We start from the raw sequence: 17,459 nt of genomic DNA on the forward strand, positions 1-17,459 counted from the left end.
CTGCGCGCGGAGTTTTCCCATGCAAACGTCCTACCCCCTGCGCCAGCAATGGCTCGGCAACATCCGTGGCGACCTGCTGTCCGGCATCGTCGTCGCCCTTGCCCTGATTCCCGAGGCCATCGCCTTCTCGCTCATCGCCGGCGTCGACCCCAAGGTCGGCCTGTATGCCGCGTTCTCCATTGCCGTCATCACCGCCATCGCTGGCGGCCGCCCCGGCATGATCTCCGCCGCCACCGGTGCAATGGCACTGGTGATGGTCGACCTGGTCAAGGACCATGGCCTGCAGTACCTGTTCGCCGCCAGCATCCTGGCCGGCCTGCTGCAGGTGCTGGCCGGCGTGTTCAAGCTCGGCTCGTTGATGCGCTTCGTCTCGCGCTCGGTCATCACCGGCTTCGTCAACGCGCTGGCGATCCTGATCTTCCTGGCACAGATGCCGGAACTGATTGGCCGCGGCCCGACTGTGTACGTGCTGTGCGCCGCCGCGCTGGCGATCATCTACCTGCTGCCGCGCCTCACCCGCGCGGTGCCGTCGCCGCTGGTGGCCATTGTGGTGCTTACCGCCGTGGTGATCGGCTTCGGCGTGGACGTGCGCAGCGTCGGTGACATGGGCCAGCTGCCCGACAGCCTGCCGCACTTCCTAATCCCCGATGTGCCCCTCACCTGGGAAACGCTGCGCATCCTGCTGCCGGTGTCGGCCACGCTGGCCGTGGTCGGCCTGCTCGAATCGATGATGACCCTGCAGATCGTCGAGGACATCGCCGAGACGCCCAGCGAGCGCAACCGCGAATGCGTCGGCCAGGGCGTGGCGAACACGGTCACCGGCTTCCTCGGTGGCATGGCCGGCTGCGCGATGATCGGCCAGTCGGTGATCAACGTGACCTCCGGTGGCCGCGGCCGCCTGTCCTGCCTGGTGGCCGGTGTGTTCCTGCTGGTACTGGTGGTGTACGGCAGCGACCTGGTGCGGCAGATCCCGATGGCCGCGCTGGTGGCGGTGATGATCATGGTCAGCATCGGCACTTTCAGCTGGCGCTCGCTGCGCGACCTGCGCACGCATCCGCGCAGCTCGTCTGCGGTGATGCTGCTGACCGTGGTGGTCACCGTGGCTACCCACGATCTGGCCAAGGGCGTGCTCAGTGGCGTGCTGCTGTCGGCCCTGTTCTTCGCGCGCAAGGTCGGCCGCATGCTGGACGTGCAGCGCGACGATGCCGGTGACACGCAGGTCTATCGCGTGCGTGGGCAGGTGTTCTTCGCTTCGGCGGGGCAGTTGGGTGCGGCGTTCGACTACCAGCACGTGGCGCCGAAGGTGCAGATTGATCTGCGCGATGCGCACCTGTGGGACCTGACTGCCGTGGCCGCATTGGAACGCGCGCAGGGAAAGCTGGCCGCACATGGAGCGGAGGTGACGGTGGCGGGGCTGAATGCCGCCAGCCAGACCCTCATCGAACAGGTGGGTGGCACGCGCGGGGGACATTGATCGCGTAGGGCATGCTGGTAGCGCCGGGTCATGCCCGGCGGGCGCAGTGGCAGCGATCATGCGGTGCCAGCGGGTGGCTTGTCGGCCTGCACGATGAGATGCACCCCGAGCGCTGACAGTACCCGCTGCACGGTATCGAAGCGTGGGTGTGCTCCCGGACGCAGCGCCTTGTACAGGCTCTCGCGTCCAAGACCGGAGACCTCGGCAACGCCGCCCATGCCGCGGGCGCGCGCCACTGTTCCGAGTGCCTCCTGGAAGTGGCCCGCATCACCTGCTGCCAAGGCCTCGCTCAGATAGGCGGCGATTGCGACGTCATCGTCCAGATAGTCTGCGGGATCGAAGGGAATCGTCTTCAGCTTGCTCATGGGGAGAGTCCGGGGAACGGCATGGAATCAAATGGTGGCTACAGCAACTCCGCGAGCCTGACCGCTTTTTCGATACCGCGACGCTGGCTCGACCTGTCGCCACCGTGCAGTAGCACGACGATGGATCTCCCGTGGCGTGTGAAATACACGCGATGTCCCGGTCCATGGTTGATACGCAGTTCGCTCACGCCATGACCCACCGATCGAACATCTCCCTCGAGACCGCGGCGACACGCTGCAGGCGTTCCACGATCACGGCTCGGGTTCCGCTGTTATTGAGCCTGCGCAGCCCGCGCGTGAACGTCTCTGTTGCCTGGAGAATCGCCATTCATCCATCGTATCCATAAGGATACAAGGTTCAATCGGCATCCGCGACGATCATCGACGCACCGTGCTCGACCCCGCTGGTCTGCATCAGGCCGACGACGGGGGCGGGCGCGAATGACGACAGCAGGCCCGTGGGCCTGCATTCCTCACGCCATCATGGCCCGCGGGCCGTGCTGCTGGGTCTGCTGGTCGATCTTCTGCTGCTCGCGCTGCTGATCGCTCACCTGCAATGCCCGCTCGCTGTTTTCCTGCACGCTCTGGCGCATCGCGTCCGCCGTCGATACCGGCGCGGTATTGCGGTTCAACGCGCTTTCGTCGTGCAGTGCATTGGCCTGCACCGCGCGCGCCATCGAGCCATCCTGGTTCAGTTCAACGCGATCAACCCGGTACAGGCCGGCACGTGCAGCTTCCACGGTAAGCGCAGCGGCCAGCTTCTCGCTGTGCTCGCCGGAGGGCAGGCCACGCGCTTCCTCGGCGAACTTCACCTGCACCAGGGTCTCGGTGTACAGCCAGTTCTGCGGGCTGCGCGGGTCGGACATCGGGTACACCGTCTCGCGCGCAGGCTCGGCCGCGGTCTGCTGTTCCGGGGTGCTGCCCTGTGCCTGCGCACGCTGCTGCACTTCATTGGCCAGCGCCTGGCGGGTTTCCGCATCGGCAATGCCGGTCGCAGGCAGGCCATGCTGCTGCTGGAAAGCGTTGATCGCATGGCGGCTGCCACCGCCCAGATAGCCATCGCTGCCGATGGCCTGGCCCTTGGCGTCGGTCAGCCCCAGCGCGGCCAGGTTGCCCTGGAGTTCGCGCGCGTCGCGGTCGATCGCGGCCAGCGTGGCTGGCCCGGCCTTGCCGTCCACCGGGTCCAGGTTGTGTGCGCGCTGGAAGTCTTCCACCGCCTTGCGGGTGGTGGCATCGAAGCGCCGGTCCGGATTCAGCGTCTGCTGGCCGCCAGCACTGGCATAGCCCAGCGTGACCAGATTGCTCTCCAGCTTCAGCACGTCACGGCCGCTGGACCCTTCCTTCAACGTCTGCGAACCGGCTTGCTGGCGCGGTGCGCCGATCTGGTCCAGCGCCACCTTGATGTCCGCATCGTTGTGCTCACCGGCGGGCGAGTAGTCGCGGCTGCTGACCTTGGCATGGGCGCGGTCCATTGCGTCCTTGTTGTTGGCGTAGGCATTTTCGTAGCGCACGGCGATGTCGCCGGCCTTGGGCGCGTCGAAGTACTGGTAGGTCTCGCGGATCTGCCCGGCCTTCGCGCGCAGCGCCTCGTAGTCACCGCCTTCTTCCAGCACCTTCTGCAGCTTGGGCAGCTGGCTGGGCAACTGGTTGGCGGTCTTGGCGATCAGGCTGATCGCTTCGAAGCGGTTTTCCTCGGCGATGCCGCTGCCGTGTGCGTCCACCATCGCCATGCCGATCCGGGTGGCGTTGCGCACCTGCGGGTAGTCGATGTTCGCGTGGATCCACTGCTTGCCCTCGGCCGAACCGGCCCAGGCGTTGATGCTGTCGCGCGTGTTGGTATCGATGAACTGGATCGAGCTGCGCCCGCTCAGGCCATTGCCGTGGCTGAGCAGGTCGCGGCGCAGGTCGGCGTGGTCCTGGGTGAAGGGCAGGTTGTGCGCCTTGGCATAGGTGCTGGCCTGATCGATCACGGCGTCGACATAGGTCGTCTCGCCCGCCTTCAGTGCGTGGCCGTCGATGGCGCCCAGCGCCCACTCGCCGCGCTGGCCGAAGTCGACCTGGATCGCGCCCAGGCTGTAACCGCTGTTCTGCGCGACTTTGTTCACCGTGCCCCAGTGCGGTTCGGTCACGCCCTGGGTGATGCCGGCGATGGCCAGATGGTAGGAGGCGGGACCCCCTTCGGTACCACGGCCGACGGCGAAATACACGGCGCCGGAGGTGGCATCGAGATCATGGGTATCGATGTTGGTTGGCATGTCTTACATCCTTGTGCAGTCAGAGGGTCTGCCCCTCAAGGGTCAGTCCAGCAGCTGCAGATACTTCTGCAGCTGGTCGGCACGCGCGCTCAGGCGCATCACATCGTTCAGCTCGCCCTGCAGGTTGCCGGGCTGCGAATCGTCGTACAGCGCGGTATCCAGTTCGCTATCGCGGCTGCGCGACTGCAGCCACGCGCGCTGGGCATTCACCAGCTTGGTCTTCTTTGCGCCACTCAGCTTTGCCTGCAGCTGGCGGTAGGCCTGGTTCAGGCGCTGGTCCTGGCGTGCGCTTTCCGAGGTCAGGCAGGCGGCCTGCTCGATCGCACCCTGTGCCCTGTCACGGCAGGTGGTGAAGGTCGGGCTCAGCCCGGTGGCAGCCGGTGCTGCGGTTGCCGTGCCGATGGCCAGTACGGCAACCGCCAGCGCGGTGGCGAGGGTCCTGCTCAAACGCTTGTGCTGCATCATCTGCTCCACACGTCCAATCCATTGCGAGCGACGGACTATAACGGCGTCAATATTTCGTCGTCGTCAACGAATCGCGACAACTGTGACCGGTTGCCCGTCATTGTGGGTTGGCGCCGCCCCGCTTGTGGACGGCCCTTGGGCCCGGGCGCTGCAGCGTTATCCGGGCGCCAGCCGCCGCCATTCAGCCGAGCGGTGTAAACTATTGATCTCACTGGCAATGCCAGTCTCCACGATCAACACCCCGATGACGTCCGCCACCGCCCGTTACGCTGATTCCCTGCGCCTGTCCGTTGCCCCGATGATGGACTGGACCGACCGCCATTGCCGCGTGTTCCATCGCGTGCTGGCGCCGGGTGCACGCCTGTACACGGAGATGGTGCACGCCAACGCGGTCATCCACGGCGACCGCGAGCGCCTGCTCGGCTTCGACCGCAGCGAACAGCCGCTGGCGCTGCAGCTGGGCGGCAGCGATCCGGCCCTGCTGGCGCAGGCTGCGCGCATTGCCGCCGAGTGGGGATACGACGAGGTCAACCTCAACTGCGGCTGCCCGTCCGACCGCGTGCAGGCCGGGCGTTTCGGCGCCTGCCTGATGCGCGAGCCGGTACTGGTGGCCGAGTGCGTGGCGGCCATGGTCGATGCGGTCGACATCCCGGTAACGGTGAAGTGCCGCCTGGGCGTGGATGAGGACAACGACTACGACGTGTTTGCCAGCTTCGTCGACCGCCAGGTCGCCGCTGGTGCGGCGATGGTGGTGGTGCATGCGCGCAACGCGTGGCTGAAGGGCCTGTCGCCGAAGGAGAACCGCGAGGTTCCGCCGCTGAAGTACGACTGGGCCTACCGCCTGAAGCAGGAGCGCCCGGCACTGCCGGTGGTGATCAACGGTGGCCTGGCCAGCATCGAGGCAGTACAGGCGCAGGCCGCGCACGTCGATGGCGTGATGCTGGGCCGGGCGGCCTATCACGACCCCTATCTGCTGCATCAGCTGGAGGCGCTGCACACCGGCGCCCCGCTACAGGCACGTGGTGACCTGCTGCGCGCGATGCGCCCCTACATCGAGGCGCGGCTGGGCGAAGGCCTGGCGCTGAAGCACATCACCCGCCACCTGCTCGGCCTGTTCCATGGCCAGCCCGGTGGTCGCGCATTCCGCCAGGTGCTGAGCGAGGGCGCACACCGCCCGGGCGCCGGCTGGAGCCTGATCGAACAGGCCTTGGCGGTCACCGAACGCGAAGCTGATCGCACCGCAGCGTGACGTCGGTCACAGTCCTGACTTGACAAGGGGCGGCGATTCGTCCCGAATGTTCACCTAGATGAACGACGCGAGCGCAGGGCCGGAAAAGTTCAGACCGGATTCACTGCCCCAAACCAAGAATTTGCAAAGGATTTGTAAAGCGCCGGGTCCCGAACCCGGCTCCCGGATTTACGACTTTTGAACGAATCGCCGTGCTCGGCTAGGATCGCATCGATGTCTTCCGCTCCCTTCCATCGCCGCATTGCCCTGGCCACCTGCGTGGTGCTGGCGGCTGCGCCGCTGTCTTCGGCGCTGGCGCAACAGCCGCCGCGTGGCGATCAGGGGCGCGCGGAGATGATGGAGCGGGGCGAGCGCGGTGGCCGTGGCGACGAGCGCTCGCTGTCCGATGCCGTGCGCCGCGTGCAGCGCACCACCGGCGGCCACATCCTCGGCGCCGAGCGCGTGCCGTTCGATGGGCGTGACATCAACCGGGTGAAGTACATGGACGACCGGGGCCGGGTCCGCTACATGGACGACCCCGCACCGTCGCGTTCACAGCCGCGCACGCCGCGGTCGGATATGTCATCACTACGCGGCGATAACCCCTGAACAGGGATAGTTGTCGCTATCAACCCGTACCCCACAGGCCTCCGGGCCACACCCAGGACACTAGGGAGAGTTCATGCGTATCCTTCTGGTCGAAGACGAAGCCCCGCTGCGTGAGACCCTGGCAGCCCGGCTCAAGCGCGAAGGCTTTGCCGTCGATGCTGCGCAGGACGGCGAGGAAGGCCTCTACATGGGGCGCGAAGTTCCGTTCGATGTCGGCATCATCGACCTCGGCCTGCCCAAGATGTCGGGCATGGAGCTGATCAAGGCCCTGCGTGACGAAGGCAAGAAGTTCCCGGTGCTGATCCTGACCGCGCGTTCGAGCTGGCAGGACAAGGTCGAAGGCCTGAAGCAGGGCGCCGACGACTACCTGGTCAAGCCGTTCCACGTCGAAGAGCTGCTGGCCCGCGTCAACGCGCTGCTGCGCCGCGCCGCCGGCTGGAGCAAGCCGACCCTGGAATGCGGCCCGGTCGCCCTGGACCTGGCTGCGCAGACCGTCAGCGTGGCCGGCAGCAATGTCGACCTGACCAGCTACGAATACAAGGTGCTGGAGTACCTGATGATGCACGCCGGTGAACTGGTCTCCAAGGCCGACCTCACCGAGCACATCTACCAGCAGGACTTCGACCGCGACTCGAACGTGCTGGAAGTGTTCATCGGCCGCCTGCGCAAGAAGCTGGACCCGGATGGCGAACTGAAGCCGATCGAGACCGTGCGCGGCCGCGGCTACCGTTTCGCGATTCCGCGCAACGAGGGCTGAGCCGGCTCAGCCTGGCGAGACCATGATGTCCGGCCGTCTGTGGTTCTTCCGACGCTGGCGGCCGCGCTCCCTGCAGGCGCGCCAGATGCTTGCCGCGTCCGTGGGCCTGGTCGCGTTCCTGGCCCTGGCCGGTTACGCACTCGACGCCGCCTTCGCCGATACGGCAAAGGCGAACCTGCGTGAGCGCCTGAAGAACTACGCCACCGCGTACGCGGCCGGCATCGACTTTACCCGCGACCGCTCGCTGTACATCCGCGAGCAGCCGCCGGATTCGCGCTTCGACGTGCCGGGCAGTGGCCTGTACCTGCAGGTGGTGATGCCGCACGGCAAGGGCAATTCGATGTCCGCCGAAGGCCCGATGCTGCCCACCGTCGGCGGCGGCCTGCTGGCGCCACGCCAGGAAGTGTTCGAAGGCCCGCTGCCGATGATCCAGATCGACGGCAGCCAGGGCTCGGTGTACCGCTATGGCCTGGGCCTGGTGTGGGACGCCGACGCCGACCCGGCCACCGAATTCCCGTACACCATCTATGTAATGGAAGACTCGCGCGCGCTGGGTGCGCAGCTGCGCGTGTTCCGCGGCCGTGTCTGGTTCTACCTGGGCGGCATCGGCCTGATCCTGCTGCTGCTGCAGACCGTCATCCTGCAGTGGAGCCTGCGTCCGCTGCGCCGGGTGATCACCGAGCTGACCAAGGTGCAGCGCGGCGAGACCGAGCGCATGAGCGAGCGCCACCCGCGCGAGCTGGAACCCCTGACCGACAGCATCAACGCCTTCATTGAAAGCGAGCGCGAGAACCTCGAGCGCCAGCGCAACACCCTGGCCGATCTGGCACACAGCCTGAAGACGCCCATTGCGGTGCTGCGCACGCAGATGGACAGCGGCGCGGGCGATGGCGCGCTGCGCGAAGAGCTGGACGTGCAGCTGCAGCGCATGAACAACCTGGTTTCGTACCAGCTGGCGCGTGCTGCGTCGTCGGGCCACAAGCTGTTCTCCGCGCCGCTTCCGATCGAGTCCAACGCCGAGGAAATCGTACGTGGCCTGGAGAAGGTCTACGCCTCCAAGGGCGTGTTGTGCGAGTTCGACATCGATCCGGCCGCGCGCTTCCACGGCGAACCGGGCGATCTGCAGGAACTGCTTGGCAACCTGCTGGAAAACGCCTTCAAGTGGGCCAACCGCCGCGTGCTGCTGACCGCGCAGCCGCTGCCGGCACCGAACGCGCGCCGCGCAGGCCTGCTGCTGGCGGTGGACGACGATGGCCCGGGCATTGCCCCGGACGACATCGGCAAGGTGCTGCAGCGTGGCGTGCGTGGCGACGAGCGCGTGCAGGGCCACGGCATCGGCCTGTCGATCGTGCAGGACCTGATCAAGGATTACCGCGGCGAACTGGCCGTAGGCCGTTCCAGCGAACTGGGCGGCGCCCGTTTCGAAGTGCGTTTGCCGCCGGGGCCGTAAACCTTCGCAATCGGTAGTGCCGGCCGCTGGCCGGCAACTTCATGATCTTCGGTGGCATTACCGGGTTGCCGGCCAGCGGCCGGCACTACCGTGTTTCGAACTTTGGCGGCTCGCCGTAGCACCGCCGCAGCCACGCGTTCCCGTCCGCCGGGCATCGCCTGACGTAATAACGCGTGTGTAATCCGGTAGTGCCGGCCGCTGGCCGGCACCCTCATGACCTTCGGTGGCATTGCCAGGTCGCCGGCCAGCGGCCGGCACTACCGTGTTTCGATCCTTTGCGGCTCGCCGTAGAACCGCCGCAGCCACGCGTTCCCGTCCGCCGGGCATCGCCTGACGCAACAGCGCGTGGTATTCCGGTAGTGCCGGCCGCTGGTCGGCACCCCCATGATCTTCGGTGGCATTGCCAGGTTGCCGGCCAGCGGCCGGCACTACCGTGTTTCGATCGTCAGCGGCTCGCCATGGAACCGCCGCAGCCGCGCGTTCCCGTCCGCCGGACATCGCCTGACGTAATAACGCGTGTGTAATCCGGTAGTGCCGGCCGCTGGCCGGCACCCTCATGACCTTCGGTGGCATTGCCAGGTCGCCGGCCAGCGGCCGGCACTACCGTGTTTCGATCCTTTGCGGCTCGCCGTAGAACCGCCGCAGCCACGCGTTCCCGTCCGCCGGGCATCGCCTGACGCAATAACGCGTGCGTAATCCGGTAGTGCCGGCCGCTGGCCGGCACCCTCATGATCTTCGGTGGCATTGCCAGGTTGCCGGCCAGCGACCGGCACTACCGTGTTTCGATCTTTGGCGGCTCGCCATGGAACCGCCGCAGCCGCGCGTTCCCGTCCGCCGGACATCGCCTGACGCAACAGCGCGTGCGTAGTCCGGTAGTGCCGGCCGCTGGCCGGCAACTTCATGATCTTCGGTGGCATTACCGGGTTGCCGGCCAGCGGCCGGCACTACCGTGTTTCGATCTTCGGCGGCTCGCCGTAGAACCGCTGCAGCTGCGCGGCCACTTCCGGCAACGCCTGCTGCAGCAGATCCGGTGCCGAGAAGTGATACTCGCTGGCCACCGCGAAGAACTCTTCCGGCGCCTCGGCCGCGTACGGGTCGATCAACGTCTCCTCGCCGACATCCACCTGCGCGCAGAAGGCGTCGTAGGAACGCTGGAAGGTGGCTGCCCACTCGCGCTGCCACTCGCGCGGCAGTGGCGGCGTGCCGTCCATCGCGCCATCCAGCGCATCCAGCTTGTGCACCATCTCGTGCACCGCCACGCAGTAGCCCTCGTGCGGCGTCGCCAGGTCGGCCTGCACATCGGCCCACGACAGGATCAACGGACCGCTGTCCCACGACTCGCCAATCAGTTCGTCATCCCACTCATGCAGTACGCCGGCCGCATCCATGTGGCTGCGATGTACGCGGAATGCATCGGGGTAGACGATCAGCTGCGACCAGCCTTCCAGACCCACCTCGCCGAACTCCAGCAGCGGCAGGCAGCACAGTGCCGCCAGCAGCACGCCATCGCCGGCCTCCAGCTGCAGCTCGCCGATCGGGGTAATGGTCTTCTCGTGCAGGAAGCGCGTGGCCAGCAGGCGCAATCGCGCGCGGCGATCGTCGTCCAGACCGTGCATCCAAGCCGCACGGCGGCAGGCCTCATCCCACAGTACATCGTCGATCGGCCGCGGCGCAGGCCGCAGCCACTGCAGCAACGACTTGATCAGCGGAACATTCCCGGCAGGTAGCTGTGCCACTTCGGTGCGCGGATGCGCTGCAGCACGTCGTCATCGCTGCCACCGCCGCCCGTGCTGGTGCTGGCTGCCGGGCGGACCGGTGCCGGCTTGGTGGTGGCGGCCGAAGCGGTCGCGGTCGGTGCACGCTGCGAAGCGGCATCGCCGTTGGAGGACACGCAGGCGCCGCGGCTGTCGTCCAGCGCTGCCGTCGCAGACGCCGCGAAGGGCATCGTCAGCAGGATCAGGCAATGGGCATAACGGCGCATTGACGACATCCACGTTAAGGGAAGGTGAGTTCCCGATTCTAGCCCGAACCCGGCGCCCCGTTGGAAGCCCCCGCGAAACCCAGCGTGGCGGGCGCCGCTGGCGGCTTTCCCGCATAATTCCTTCCTGACTTCGTGGAAGCTGCCGTGGACGACCGCCAATTGCTGGCCAAACTCGCTGCCGGTCGCCTCTCCGGCGACGCCCTGGCCCGTGAGCTGGGCCAGACCCGGGCGGCCATTTGGAAGCGTATTCAAGGACTTAGAGCCGCCGGTGTAGACATCGAGGGCCGCGCTGGCGAGGGCTATGGCCTGACCCGCCCGGTCGACCTGCTGGACCCGGATGCGATCCGTGCCGGCCTGCCCGCCGACGTCCAGGCCCTGCTGCACGACCTGCAGGTCGCTTGGACAGTGGACTCGACCAACGCCGAATTGCTGCGTTGCAGCGCGCCCCAGCGCGGGGTGAGCGTCCTGCTGGCCGAGCGCCAGACCGGCGGCCGCGGCCGTCGCGGCCGTACGTGGGCGTCGCCGCTGGCCGCGCATATCTACCTGTCGGTGCTGCGGCTGTTTTCCGGTGGCCTCGGTCGCCTGGCCGGGCTGAGCCTGGTGGCCGGCATCGCCGTGGCCGAAGCGCTGCACGACCTGGGCTACACCCAGGCGCAGCTGAAGTGGCCGAATGACCTGATCGTCGATGGCAAGCGCAAGCTGGTCGGCCTGCTCGCAGAAGGCGGTGGCGAATACGCCGGCCCGGCGCGCGCGGTGATCGGCATCGGCATCAACACGCACATGCCGCCGTCGTTCGCCGAGCAGATCAGCCAGCCGTGGGTGGACCTGGACACGTTGGCTGGCAAGCCAGTGGATCGAAACGTGGTCGTTGCCGCCGTGCTGGCGCGCCTGCTGCCGGCGCTGGAGGAATTCGATCGTGAAGGTCTTGCTCCGTTCCTGCCGCGCTACGCCGCCTTCGACATGCTGGCCGGCCGCGAAGTACGGGTGGAACTGGAAGGGCAGTGGCAGCATGGCACCGCACTCGGCCTGGCCGATGACGGCGCGTTGCGCGTGCGCATCGATGGCCGTGAGCGCCTGCTGCACGCCGGCGAAGTCAGCGTGAGGGCGGCATGAGCGATTGGTTGTTCGACCTCGGCAACTCGCGCTTCAAGTTCGCGCCGTTGCAGGGTGACCGTGCCGGTGACGTGCAGGCCTGGGCGCATGGCGCCGAAGGCATGGCCGGACAGCCGCCGCACAGCCTGCCCAGCGGCACCACCGCGTTCGTCGCCAGCGTGGCCGCACCGTCGCTGACCAGCGCCATGCTGGACCAGCTGCAGCGTCGCTTCGAGCACGTGCACGTGGTGCGTACCAGCGCCGAATGCGCCGGTGTGCGCATTGCCTATGCCAAGCCCGAAAAATTCGGTGTGGACCGCTTCCTGGCCCTGCTGGCCGCGGCCAAGGCGCAGCGCCCGGTGCTGGTGGTCGGGGTGGGCACCGCACTGACGATCGATCTGCTCGACGCCGACGGCCAGCACCACGGTGGCCGCATTTCCGCATCGCCCACCACCATGCGCGAAGCACTGCATGCCCGCGCGGTGCAGCTGCCGGCTACCGGCGGTGACTACAGCGAATTCGCCAACGACACCGCCGACGCGCTCGCCTCCGGCTGCGATGGTGCGGCCGTGGCACTGATCGAACGCAGCGCACAGCAGGCGCACACGCTGCTGGGCGTTGCGCCCTCGCTGCTGGTGCATGGTGGCGGCGCACCGGCGCTGATGCCGTTGCTGCCTGGCGCCGACTACCACCCCTCGCTGGTGCTGGATGGCCTCGCCCGCTGGGCGGTGCACCAGCCCGCAGGCTAGTATCCGCGCATGCTGACCCGTGCCCTGATCGTCGTACTGGCCATCCTCAATCTTGGCGTCGCCTGCTGGTGGCTGCTGCGCGATGCACCGCAGAAGCCTGCGCCGCCGCCGCAACCCGCCGGCGTGGCCGAGCTGCGCTGGGTGCCCGGTGGCGTGGATGCCGCGGCGGCCGCCGAAGCCACGGCCGCCGCGCCGACCGCGCCGTTGATGGAGCGCGAACCGGCGGAGAAGACGGCCGTGGCTGTAACGCCGGCGCTCGCCGCCCCGGCCAAGCCGGAGATTGCCAAGCCGCAGGCGGCTGAGGCTACGCCGGTTGCTGCCGCTGCCAAGCCGGCAACACCGCCTGCACCGACCCCGGCGCCGGAAAAGCCCGTAGCCCCGCCCGTGGCTGCCGAACCGCCGCGCTGCATCGCGCTGGGCCCGTTCGCCGACCGCGCCGCCGCGACCAATGCGCAAGGCAAGGCCAGCACGCTGCTCAGCCAGGTGCGCCTGCGCGAACAGCCCGCTGCCAGCGGCAGTGCCCGTTACCGGGTGATGCTGCCGGCCGCCGCCAACCGCGAAGAAGCCCAGGCCACCGTGAAACGCATCGTCGCCGCTGGCCTGAGCGACTACTACATCATCAGCCAAGGCGAGGAGGCCAACGCCGTGGCGCTGGGCCAGTACCGCAACCGCGAAGGCGCCGAGCGGCGCATGGCGGCGGTGCAGGCCGCCGGCTTCCAGCCGCGCCTTGTCGCCAGCGGCGACGCCGGCCAGTGGTGGCTGGAAGGGCAGCTGGCGGCAGGCACGCAGCCGGCCCAGGCCCAGCAGCGCAGCGGGGCGGCACAGAGCCGGTCGCTGGAATGCACGCGGTTGCGCTAGAATCCCCGGACCGCGGCGCTGCCGCCGGTGATCCACCCATGCCGCTTTAGCTCAGTTGGTAGAGCAACTGTCTTGTAAACAGTAGGTCATCCGTTCGATTCGGATAAGCGGCACCATAAGAGAATCGCCGAAACGCCTTAAAAATAGGGGTTTCAACGAGAAAAAGGCCAGCGCGGGGCGCTGGCCTTTCTGCGTCTACCCGGAAAATTACCGGGAAAAATTATTAGCGGCTCTTTCTTGGTTTCACGGCTGCTTTGACCACTGGCACGGAATGGTCGTACAGCTGGCGCATGGCCTCGGTCACGTGGCCGTCAGTGATCGCTTGTGCGGGTGTGTGGGCTGTAGGGCTATCGCAGCGCGTGGACGACAGAAGCTGGGTGGCAACGCTGGACCGGCAGCGGCAAGGGCCAGGCGGTCCATGGCGCTGCAGCAGCTTCGAGCAGGGCCGTGCCGTTGCTGAGTTGTGGGTGGGCAGGCACGAGGACCGCCTGCGCGAGTACGTGGGCAGGATTACGGCGTTTCGGGAGGCAGTGCGCGCGAACAGGCTGGCCAAGCTGCACCCCGCGCCGCCGTTCGGCTGGATGGGATAAGCGCTAGCTCTTCACCTGGGTAGCAATAGCTGCAAGTAGCGCGCGGCTCCTGCTACCGACTTCGCCAGCCAGCTGGTCGAGCTCCGCATACTCCGCTTCGCTTGCCGGCTGCCTGGATACCACGACCTCACGAAACCTGTCAGGGCGCTGTGCAATCAACTCAATGGGGTGGAATCGAGAGTTCCAAGCGTTCTGGGCCGCCTTAACTGCCGCCGCTGCTTCGATCAGCGCTGGAGACCCATACACGTCACGCAGAAGCTCCATGCGGGATAGCTCCACCTTGGACTTCTCGCCCTGTTGCAGCTGAAGGTCGACGTACTGCTTATAGGTGAGCATGCCTTTCGCGAGGCGCAATCCCAGAATGTTGAACTGTGCGAGGCCTGCCGTCCAGTGGCCTGCCAGTACGTACAGCTCCTCAAGGCGTTCTCGCGTAACGCGTTGGTTCTCGCGCTGCAGATCGTGGGTCTGCTGCATTCGCAACCTGTGATCGCTGCTGCGGTTATTCATCACAGCAAGCGAAACCGCTACCACGCCGGTAAGGATGGTACCGATCGCTACACCAACGAGTTGCCCGTAGGTCTGCAGCCAACCTGAGCCTGCGTTGGAAATCCCCTCAACCGAGTTGTGTGCCACTATATTCGCAATCAGCACGCAACCGTTCACCCACTCCAACATCTCAGTCTCCAAATTGCCCGGATAGAAGCCGTCGACGGCGATTGGGACTGCCAGTCGTCGTCGATCGGTAACCCAGCCTGTTTATCACCTTCAGCGGCGCTTCTCTTTCGCAATCCGAATGTTGATCAAATGGCTACGGAACGCCGGATGGATTTCCCAATTGGACGCCTGCAAATTGTTCCAGTTTGAGTACCTGACGAACTTTGGATCATCAGAAAAATTCTTGTGGTCAAAGCCCTTCGGCTTTGTTTTATCAGGTAAGCGCGCATTGATGAATCCGACCTCGTGAAGGAGGGCGAGCAGCTGGATCAAGTGTTCATCCCTGTTCTGGATGGAGATGCCTCGGAGCTGGATGGACGTCACTCCCAAGGTGCGCCCCAGATGCTCTCTTAGCTCTTCGAAGCTCATGTCGAAGTTGCCCGAGTAGAACGACTCAATGACTTCACGGATAGCGGGGCAATCCATCGCGTATTCATTAACAACGTCGTCCACGCGTTCTGAAGAATAAACGTGCATTGCTCTCGATGCATCATCGTCGCCAATCTTCTGGTGACTTTGGTCCAATGCGGCCTCAATCATGCTCTTGATTAGTTGCAACGCATCGCGCGGTCTTTCTCGCGCTGATTTTGAGATGAAGTCTGGCCACGATCGGCGCTGATCGCTATCGGGGAGCAGGACGTCACGGCCTTCAAAGTAAGGCCCGTAGGGTGTCAAGATCGGAATGCGATTCGCCAGCGAAGCGGTGCGCATGCGCTTCTCCACGATCTCAACAATAGTCGGGTCACTTGAGCGCAAGTGAATGGATAGTGGGCGTATGTGGTCTACCTGGTCCCGCTGGCCGGCACTTTCATAGCTCAGTCGCGCCCAAACGCTAGATCTCAATGTGACTATCGGACGAACCGAGTTGCAATCCATCGCTAATCTGCGGACAGCCAAAATAAGCGCCCAGATCTTATTTAGTTGGGCTTTGTCGTCCGGTGTTGCTAGCTGGTCAGTGTCGTCAATCAATAGCAAGAAAGAACTCTTCGTCTTGTTCAGAAGGTGGGAGTTTAAGGCCTCGCGAAGTTGAGCATTTGGCATTTTACTCTTGGTTTGGGCAAACAGTTTATCGGCATCCAGCCCTGTGGCGGGTCGAGATAGTGCCGCCAATAGTGGAAGCGTCCGGGTAATCACGTCTCCGCGAGTCGTTCCCTGTGCAACTGCGTGATCGTAGAGAGTGGCTTGATTGCCAACGAGCGGAAGGTATGAGGTGATCTGACTTCCAACTTCGGATGCAACGGTACGGAGAAGCTTTTCGTAGAAGTATCCTTTGAGGGTAGCTAGGTCGCTTGAGGTTGGCGCGACCATGTCAGCGAGCTGATCAGGGCGAAGCAGGACACAAGGAAGCTTCGCGTCAATTGCAGTGCGCTTGAGCCATTCAACTAAGGCTGACTTTCCCGCGCCCTTGTTGCCAACGAGTACACGCATGCTGCCAGGTTCAATGCTGCATACGTCTGCCAGCTGGGCAGGAGTAACGAAAACGTCCTTCAGGTAATTCAGATCACCCTCGGTCGTACCCGAGCGCACGTACGGCATCAGTCCGGGAAGATAGGTCATTAGATCGTCCTTTGGTTGTATAAGCCTGAGGGCTACTTCGCCGCCTTGGCTTCCAATAGTCCAAATTACGCGGTTCTGTGGATTTCAACAACGGCACGAATAGCACGGATCTGGTGGTCAAATGGGTCCTAGCCAATGCATGGCTGTAAACGGGGTAGCCACTTTCTCTGGTGAGGTCTGGGCTGAGGCTATACAGCGTTTGCCCAAGCTATGGGGCGTGGCCACGCGACCTTCCTATTGCTGTTGACAGGGTATCGATCCGCTTGACGGTCTCGCGGGTTGATCCCCCCGGCGATCACTGAAACACTCCCGCGCCTAGCTGCTCAAATGAGGGCCGACCCTGATTGACCTTGAAGTGGCGTGGGGCCATGTCCCAGCACCTGGCCGAGGCAAGGCCTGCATTGGATTGAGCCAGGCGACGGAAGCTGGACAAGCAGTAGCCGGGGCAGGGGTGTGTCAATGCTGAGATGTGGATGGAAGATGCAAGGGCGGTCGCACGACACGTCGGCCAGGTCCGCTCGCGGCGCAGGATCGCGTGGGCGAGCGGGTTAGCCAGGTCGACCATTGATCCGCCCTTCGGCTGGGTGTGGCGGGGCGCCATCAGCATTGGCCGGAGCTCGTCGTCCATCCGTCCCGTCACCACGGTGGGAGGGTGCTCAAGCACCGGGAAAATTGACCCCCGACCATAGCAAGGGCGGGCGTTCCACGACATACCTCCGGGAAAAAGAAACAGCCTAAGTCACTGATTCCAGGCCTAAGTGCAACTGTCTTGTAAACAGTAGGTCATCCGTTCGATTCGGATAAGCGGCACCAATGGGCATCTGCCAATCTCTTTTTGCAGCGGCTGCGCGTTGGCCAGTCGGGCGCCGATCCCGCCCCCCCTCCTTCCTTCTCCGCTGTTCTCCCTCGCGGCGTGTGATGCGTCGCTCTGCACTTCCCTGCGCGCGATCCTGATTGTTGAACCTGATTGTTGAAAGTATGTAGCCAGTAGGCTACATTTCTCCATGAAGATCCAGCGTACCCGTCAGTTCGCGACATGGATTGACGCTCTCAAGGACGTAACCGCACGCGCTCGCATCCTGGCCCGTATCGGTCGGCTCGCTGAAGGCCATCCTGGTGATCACCGCTATCTGGCGGATGGCGTTTCTGAATTGCGTATCGATGCAGGACCCGGTTACCGCGTGTACTACACCCAGCGGGGCAGGCAGTTGGTGATTCTTCTGGTCGGAGGCGACAAGGGTTCGCAACAGCGCGATATAGAGAAGGCCAAGGAGATTGCGCGTGCCCTGCGAGCATCGAACTGGTTGTAGGCGAA

General features: G+C 65.2%; 17 protein-coding genes and 2 tRNA genes. 11 read left to right on the plus strand and 8 right to left on the minus strand.

Annotated elements, in window-relative coordinates:
- The first annotated feature begins 19 nt into the window (after positions 1-19).
- Positions 20-1,474: a SulP family inorganic anion transporter gene (locus JLDANKMP_RS19155; protein ID WP_212561858.1), complete on the plus strand. Its 1,455-nt coding sequence runs from the start codon at positions 20-22 to the stop codon at positions 1,472-1,474.
- 56 nt (positions 1,475-1,530) lie between these two features.
- On the opposite strand, the gene JLDANKMP_RS19160 is transcribed toward JLDANKMP_RS19155, so the two are convergent.
- The 4 genes from JLDANKMP_RS19160 to JLDANKMP_RS19175 form a co-directional block, all read right to left on the minus strand.
- A complete protein-coding gene (locus tag JLDANKMP_RS19160; RefSeq protein WP_249336999.1) occupies positions 1,531-1,839 on the minus strand; it encodes an addiction module antidote protein in 309 nt (102 codons plus the stop codon).
- Between the two features lie 38 nt (positions 1,840-1,877).
- Positions 1,878-2,039: a type II toxin-antitoxin system RelE/ParE family toxin gene (locus JLDANKMP_RS22355; protein ID WP_343237750.1), complete on the minus strand. Its 162-nt coding sequence runs from the start codon at positions 2,037-2,039 to the stop codon at positions 1,878-1,880.
- A 273-nt stretch (positions 2,040-2,312) separates the two neighbouring features.
- A complete protein-coding gene (locus JLDANKMP_RS19170; RefSeq protein WP_212561859.1) occupies positions 2,313-4,094 on the minus strand; it encodes a peptidoglycan-binding protein in 1,782 nt (593 codons plus the stop codon).
- A 42-nt stretch (positions 4,095-4,136) separates the two neighbouring features.
- Positions 4,137-4,556, minus strand: a complete 420-nt coding sequence (locus JLDANKMP_RS19175) for a lysozyme inhibitor LprI family protein (RefSeq protein ID WP_249337000.1) — start codon at positions 4,554-4,556, stop codon at positions 4,137-4,139.
- A 220-nt stretch (positions 4,557-4,776) separates the two neighbouring features.
- On the opposite strand from JLDANKMP_RS19175, the gene dusA reads away from it, so the two are divergent.
- The 4 genes from dusA to JLDANKMP_RS19195 all read left to right on the plus strand — a co-directional run bounded on the left by dusA (position 4,777) and on the right by JLDANKMP_RS19195 (position 8,603).
- Complete coding sequence (dusA, locus tag JLDANKMP_RS19180; protein ID WP_099497407.1) at positions 4,777-5,808, plus strand: tRNA dihydrouridine(20/20a) synthase DusA; 1,032 nt, start codon at positions 4,777-4,779, stop codon at positions 5,806-5,808.
- A gap of 213 nt (positions 5,809-6,021) precedes the next feature.
- Positions 6,022-6,396, plus strand: coding sequence for a hypothetical protein (locus JLDANKMP_RS19185; RefSeq protein WP_005407693.1), 375 nt, complete (start codon positions 6,022-6,024; stop codon positions 6,394-6,396).
- Between the two features lie 73 nt (positions 6,397-6,469).
- Entirely contained in the window at positions 6,470-7,153 is a 684-nt protein-coding gene (locus JLDANKMP_RS19190) for a response regulator transcription factor (protein WP_004136763.1), read from the plus strand.
- 25 nt (positions 7,154-7,178) lie between these two features.
- A complete protein-coding gene (locus JLDANKMP_RS19195) occupies positions 7,179-8,603 on the plus strand; it encodes a sensor histidine kinase (RefSeq protein ID WP_032953760.1) in 1,425 nt (474 codons plus the stop codon).
- Positions 8,604-9,547: 944 nt separating this feature from the next.
- Here JLDANKMP_RS19195 and JLDANKMP_RS19200 read toward each other — a convergent pair.
- Positions 9,548-10,339 carry a M90 family metallopeptidase gene (locus JLDANKMP_RS19200; RefSeq protein ID WP_212561861.1) on the minus strand — a complete coding sequence of 264 codons (792 nt, stop codon included), beginning with the start codon at positions 10,337-10,339 and terminating at the stop codon, positions 9,548-9,550.
- Positions 10,306-10,584 carry a hypothetical protein gene (locus JLDANKMP_RS19205; RefSeq protein WP_005407696.1) on the minus strand — a complete coding sequence of 93 codons (279 nt, stop codon included), beginning with the start codon at positions 10,582-10,584 and terminating at the stop codon, positions 10,306-10,308. Before JLDANKMP_RS19205 ends, JLDANKMP_RS19200 begins: the two co-directional genes overlap by 34 nt.
- A gap of 144 nt (positions 10,585-10,728) precedes the next feature.
- Here JLDANKMP_RS19205 and birA point away from each other — a divergent pair, with 144 nt between their 5' ends.
- The 4 genes from birA to JLDANKMP_RS19225 all read left to right on the plus strand — a co-directional run bounded on the left by birA (position 10,729) and on the right by JLDANKMP_RS19225 (position 13,399).
- Positions 10,729-11,697: a bifunctional biotin--[acetyl-CoA-carboxylase] ligase/biotin operon repressor BirA gene (birA, locus tag JLDANKMP_RS19210; RefSeq protein ID WP_212561862.1), complete on the plus strand. Its 969-nt coding sequence runs from the start codon at positions 10,729-10,731 to the stop codon at positions 11,695-11,697.
- Complete coding sequence (locus tag JLDANKMP_RS19215; protein WP_005407698.1) at positions 11,694-12,425, plus strand: type III pantothenate kinase; 732 nt, start codon at positions 11,694-11,696, stop codon at positions 12,423-12,425. The genes birA and JLDANKMP_RS19215 overlap by 4 nt, the downstream gene beginning before the upstream one ends.
- A 9-nt stretch (positions 12,426-12,434) precedes the next feature.
- Positions 12,435-13,283 (plus strand): SPOR domain-containing protein, encoded by an 849-nt coding sequence (locus tag JLDANKMP_RS19220; RefSeq protein ID WP_088428794.1) that lies wholly within the window; start codon positions 12,435-12,437, stop codon positions 13,281-13,283.
- Between the two features lie 40 nt (positions 13,284-13,323).
- Positions 13,324-13,399 (plus strand) — tRNA-Thr (locus JLDANKMP_RS19225).
- Positions 13,400-13,876: 477 nt separating this feature from the next.
- Here the strand turns inward: JLDANKMP_RS19225 and JLDANKMP_RS19230 are convergent.
- On the minus strand, positions 13,877-14,548 hold the full coding sequence (locus JLDANKMP_RS19230) for a hypothetical protein (protein ID WP_005407700.1): 672 nt from the start codon (positions 14,546-14,548) through the stop codon (positions 13,877-13,879).
- Between the two features lie 90 nt (positions 14,549-14,638).
- Entirely contained in the window at positions 14,639-16,144 is a 1,506-nt protein-coding gene (locus JLDANKMP_RS19235; protein WP_005407701.1) for a hypothetical protein, read from the minus strand.
- Positions 16,145-16,876: 732 nt separating this feature from the next.
- On the opposite strand from JLDANKMP_RS19235, the gene JLDANKMP_RS19240 reads away from it, so the two are divergent.
- Positions 16,877-16,957: transfer RNA gene (locus tag JLDANKMP_RS19240), tRNA-Thr, on the plus strand.
- Positions 16,958-17,148: 191 nt separating this feature from the next.
- On the plus strand, positions 17,149-17,454 hold the full coding sequence (locus tag JLDANKMP_RS19245) for a type II toxin-antitoxin system RelE/ParE family toxin (protein ID WP_005407702.1): 306 nt from the start codon (positions 17,149-17,151) through the stop codon (positions 17,452-17,454).
- Positions 17,455-17,459 lie beyond the last annotated feature (5 nt).

Origin of the sequence: Stenotrophomonas sp. PE591 (genome assembly GCF_018320795.1) — a bacterium.
Taxonomy (GTDB): Bacteria; Pseudomonadota; Gammaproteobacteria; order Xanthomonadales; family Xanthomonadaceae; genus Stenotrophomonas; species Stenotrophomonas maltophilia.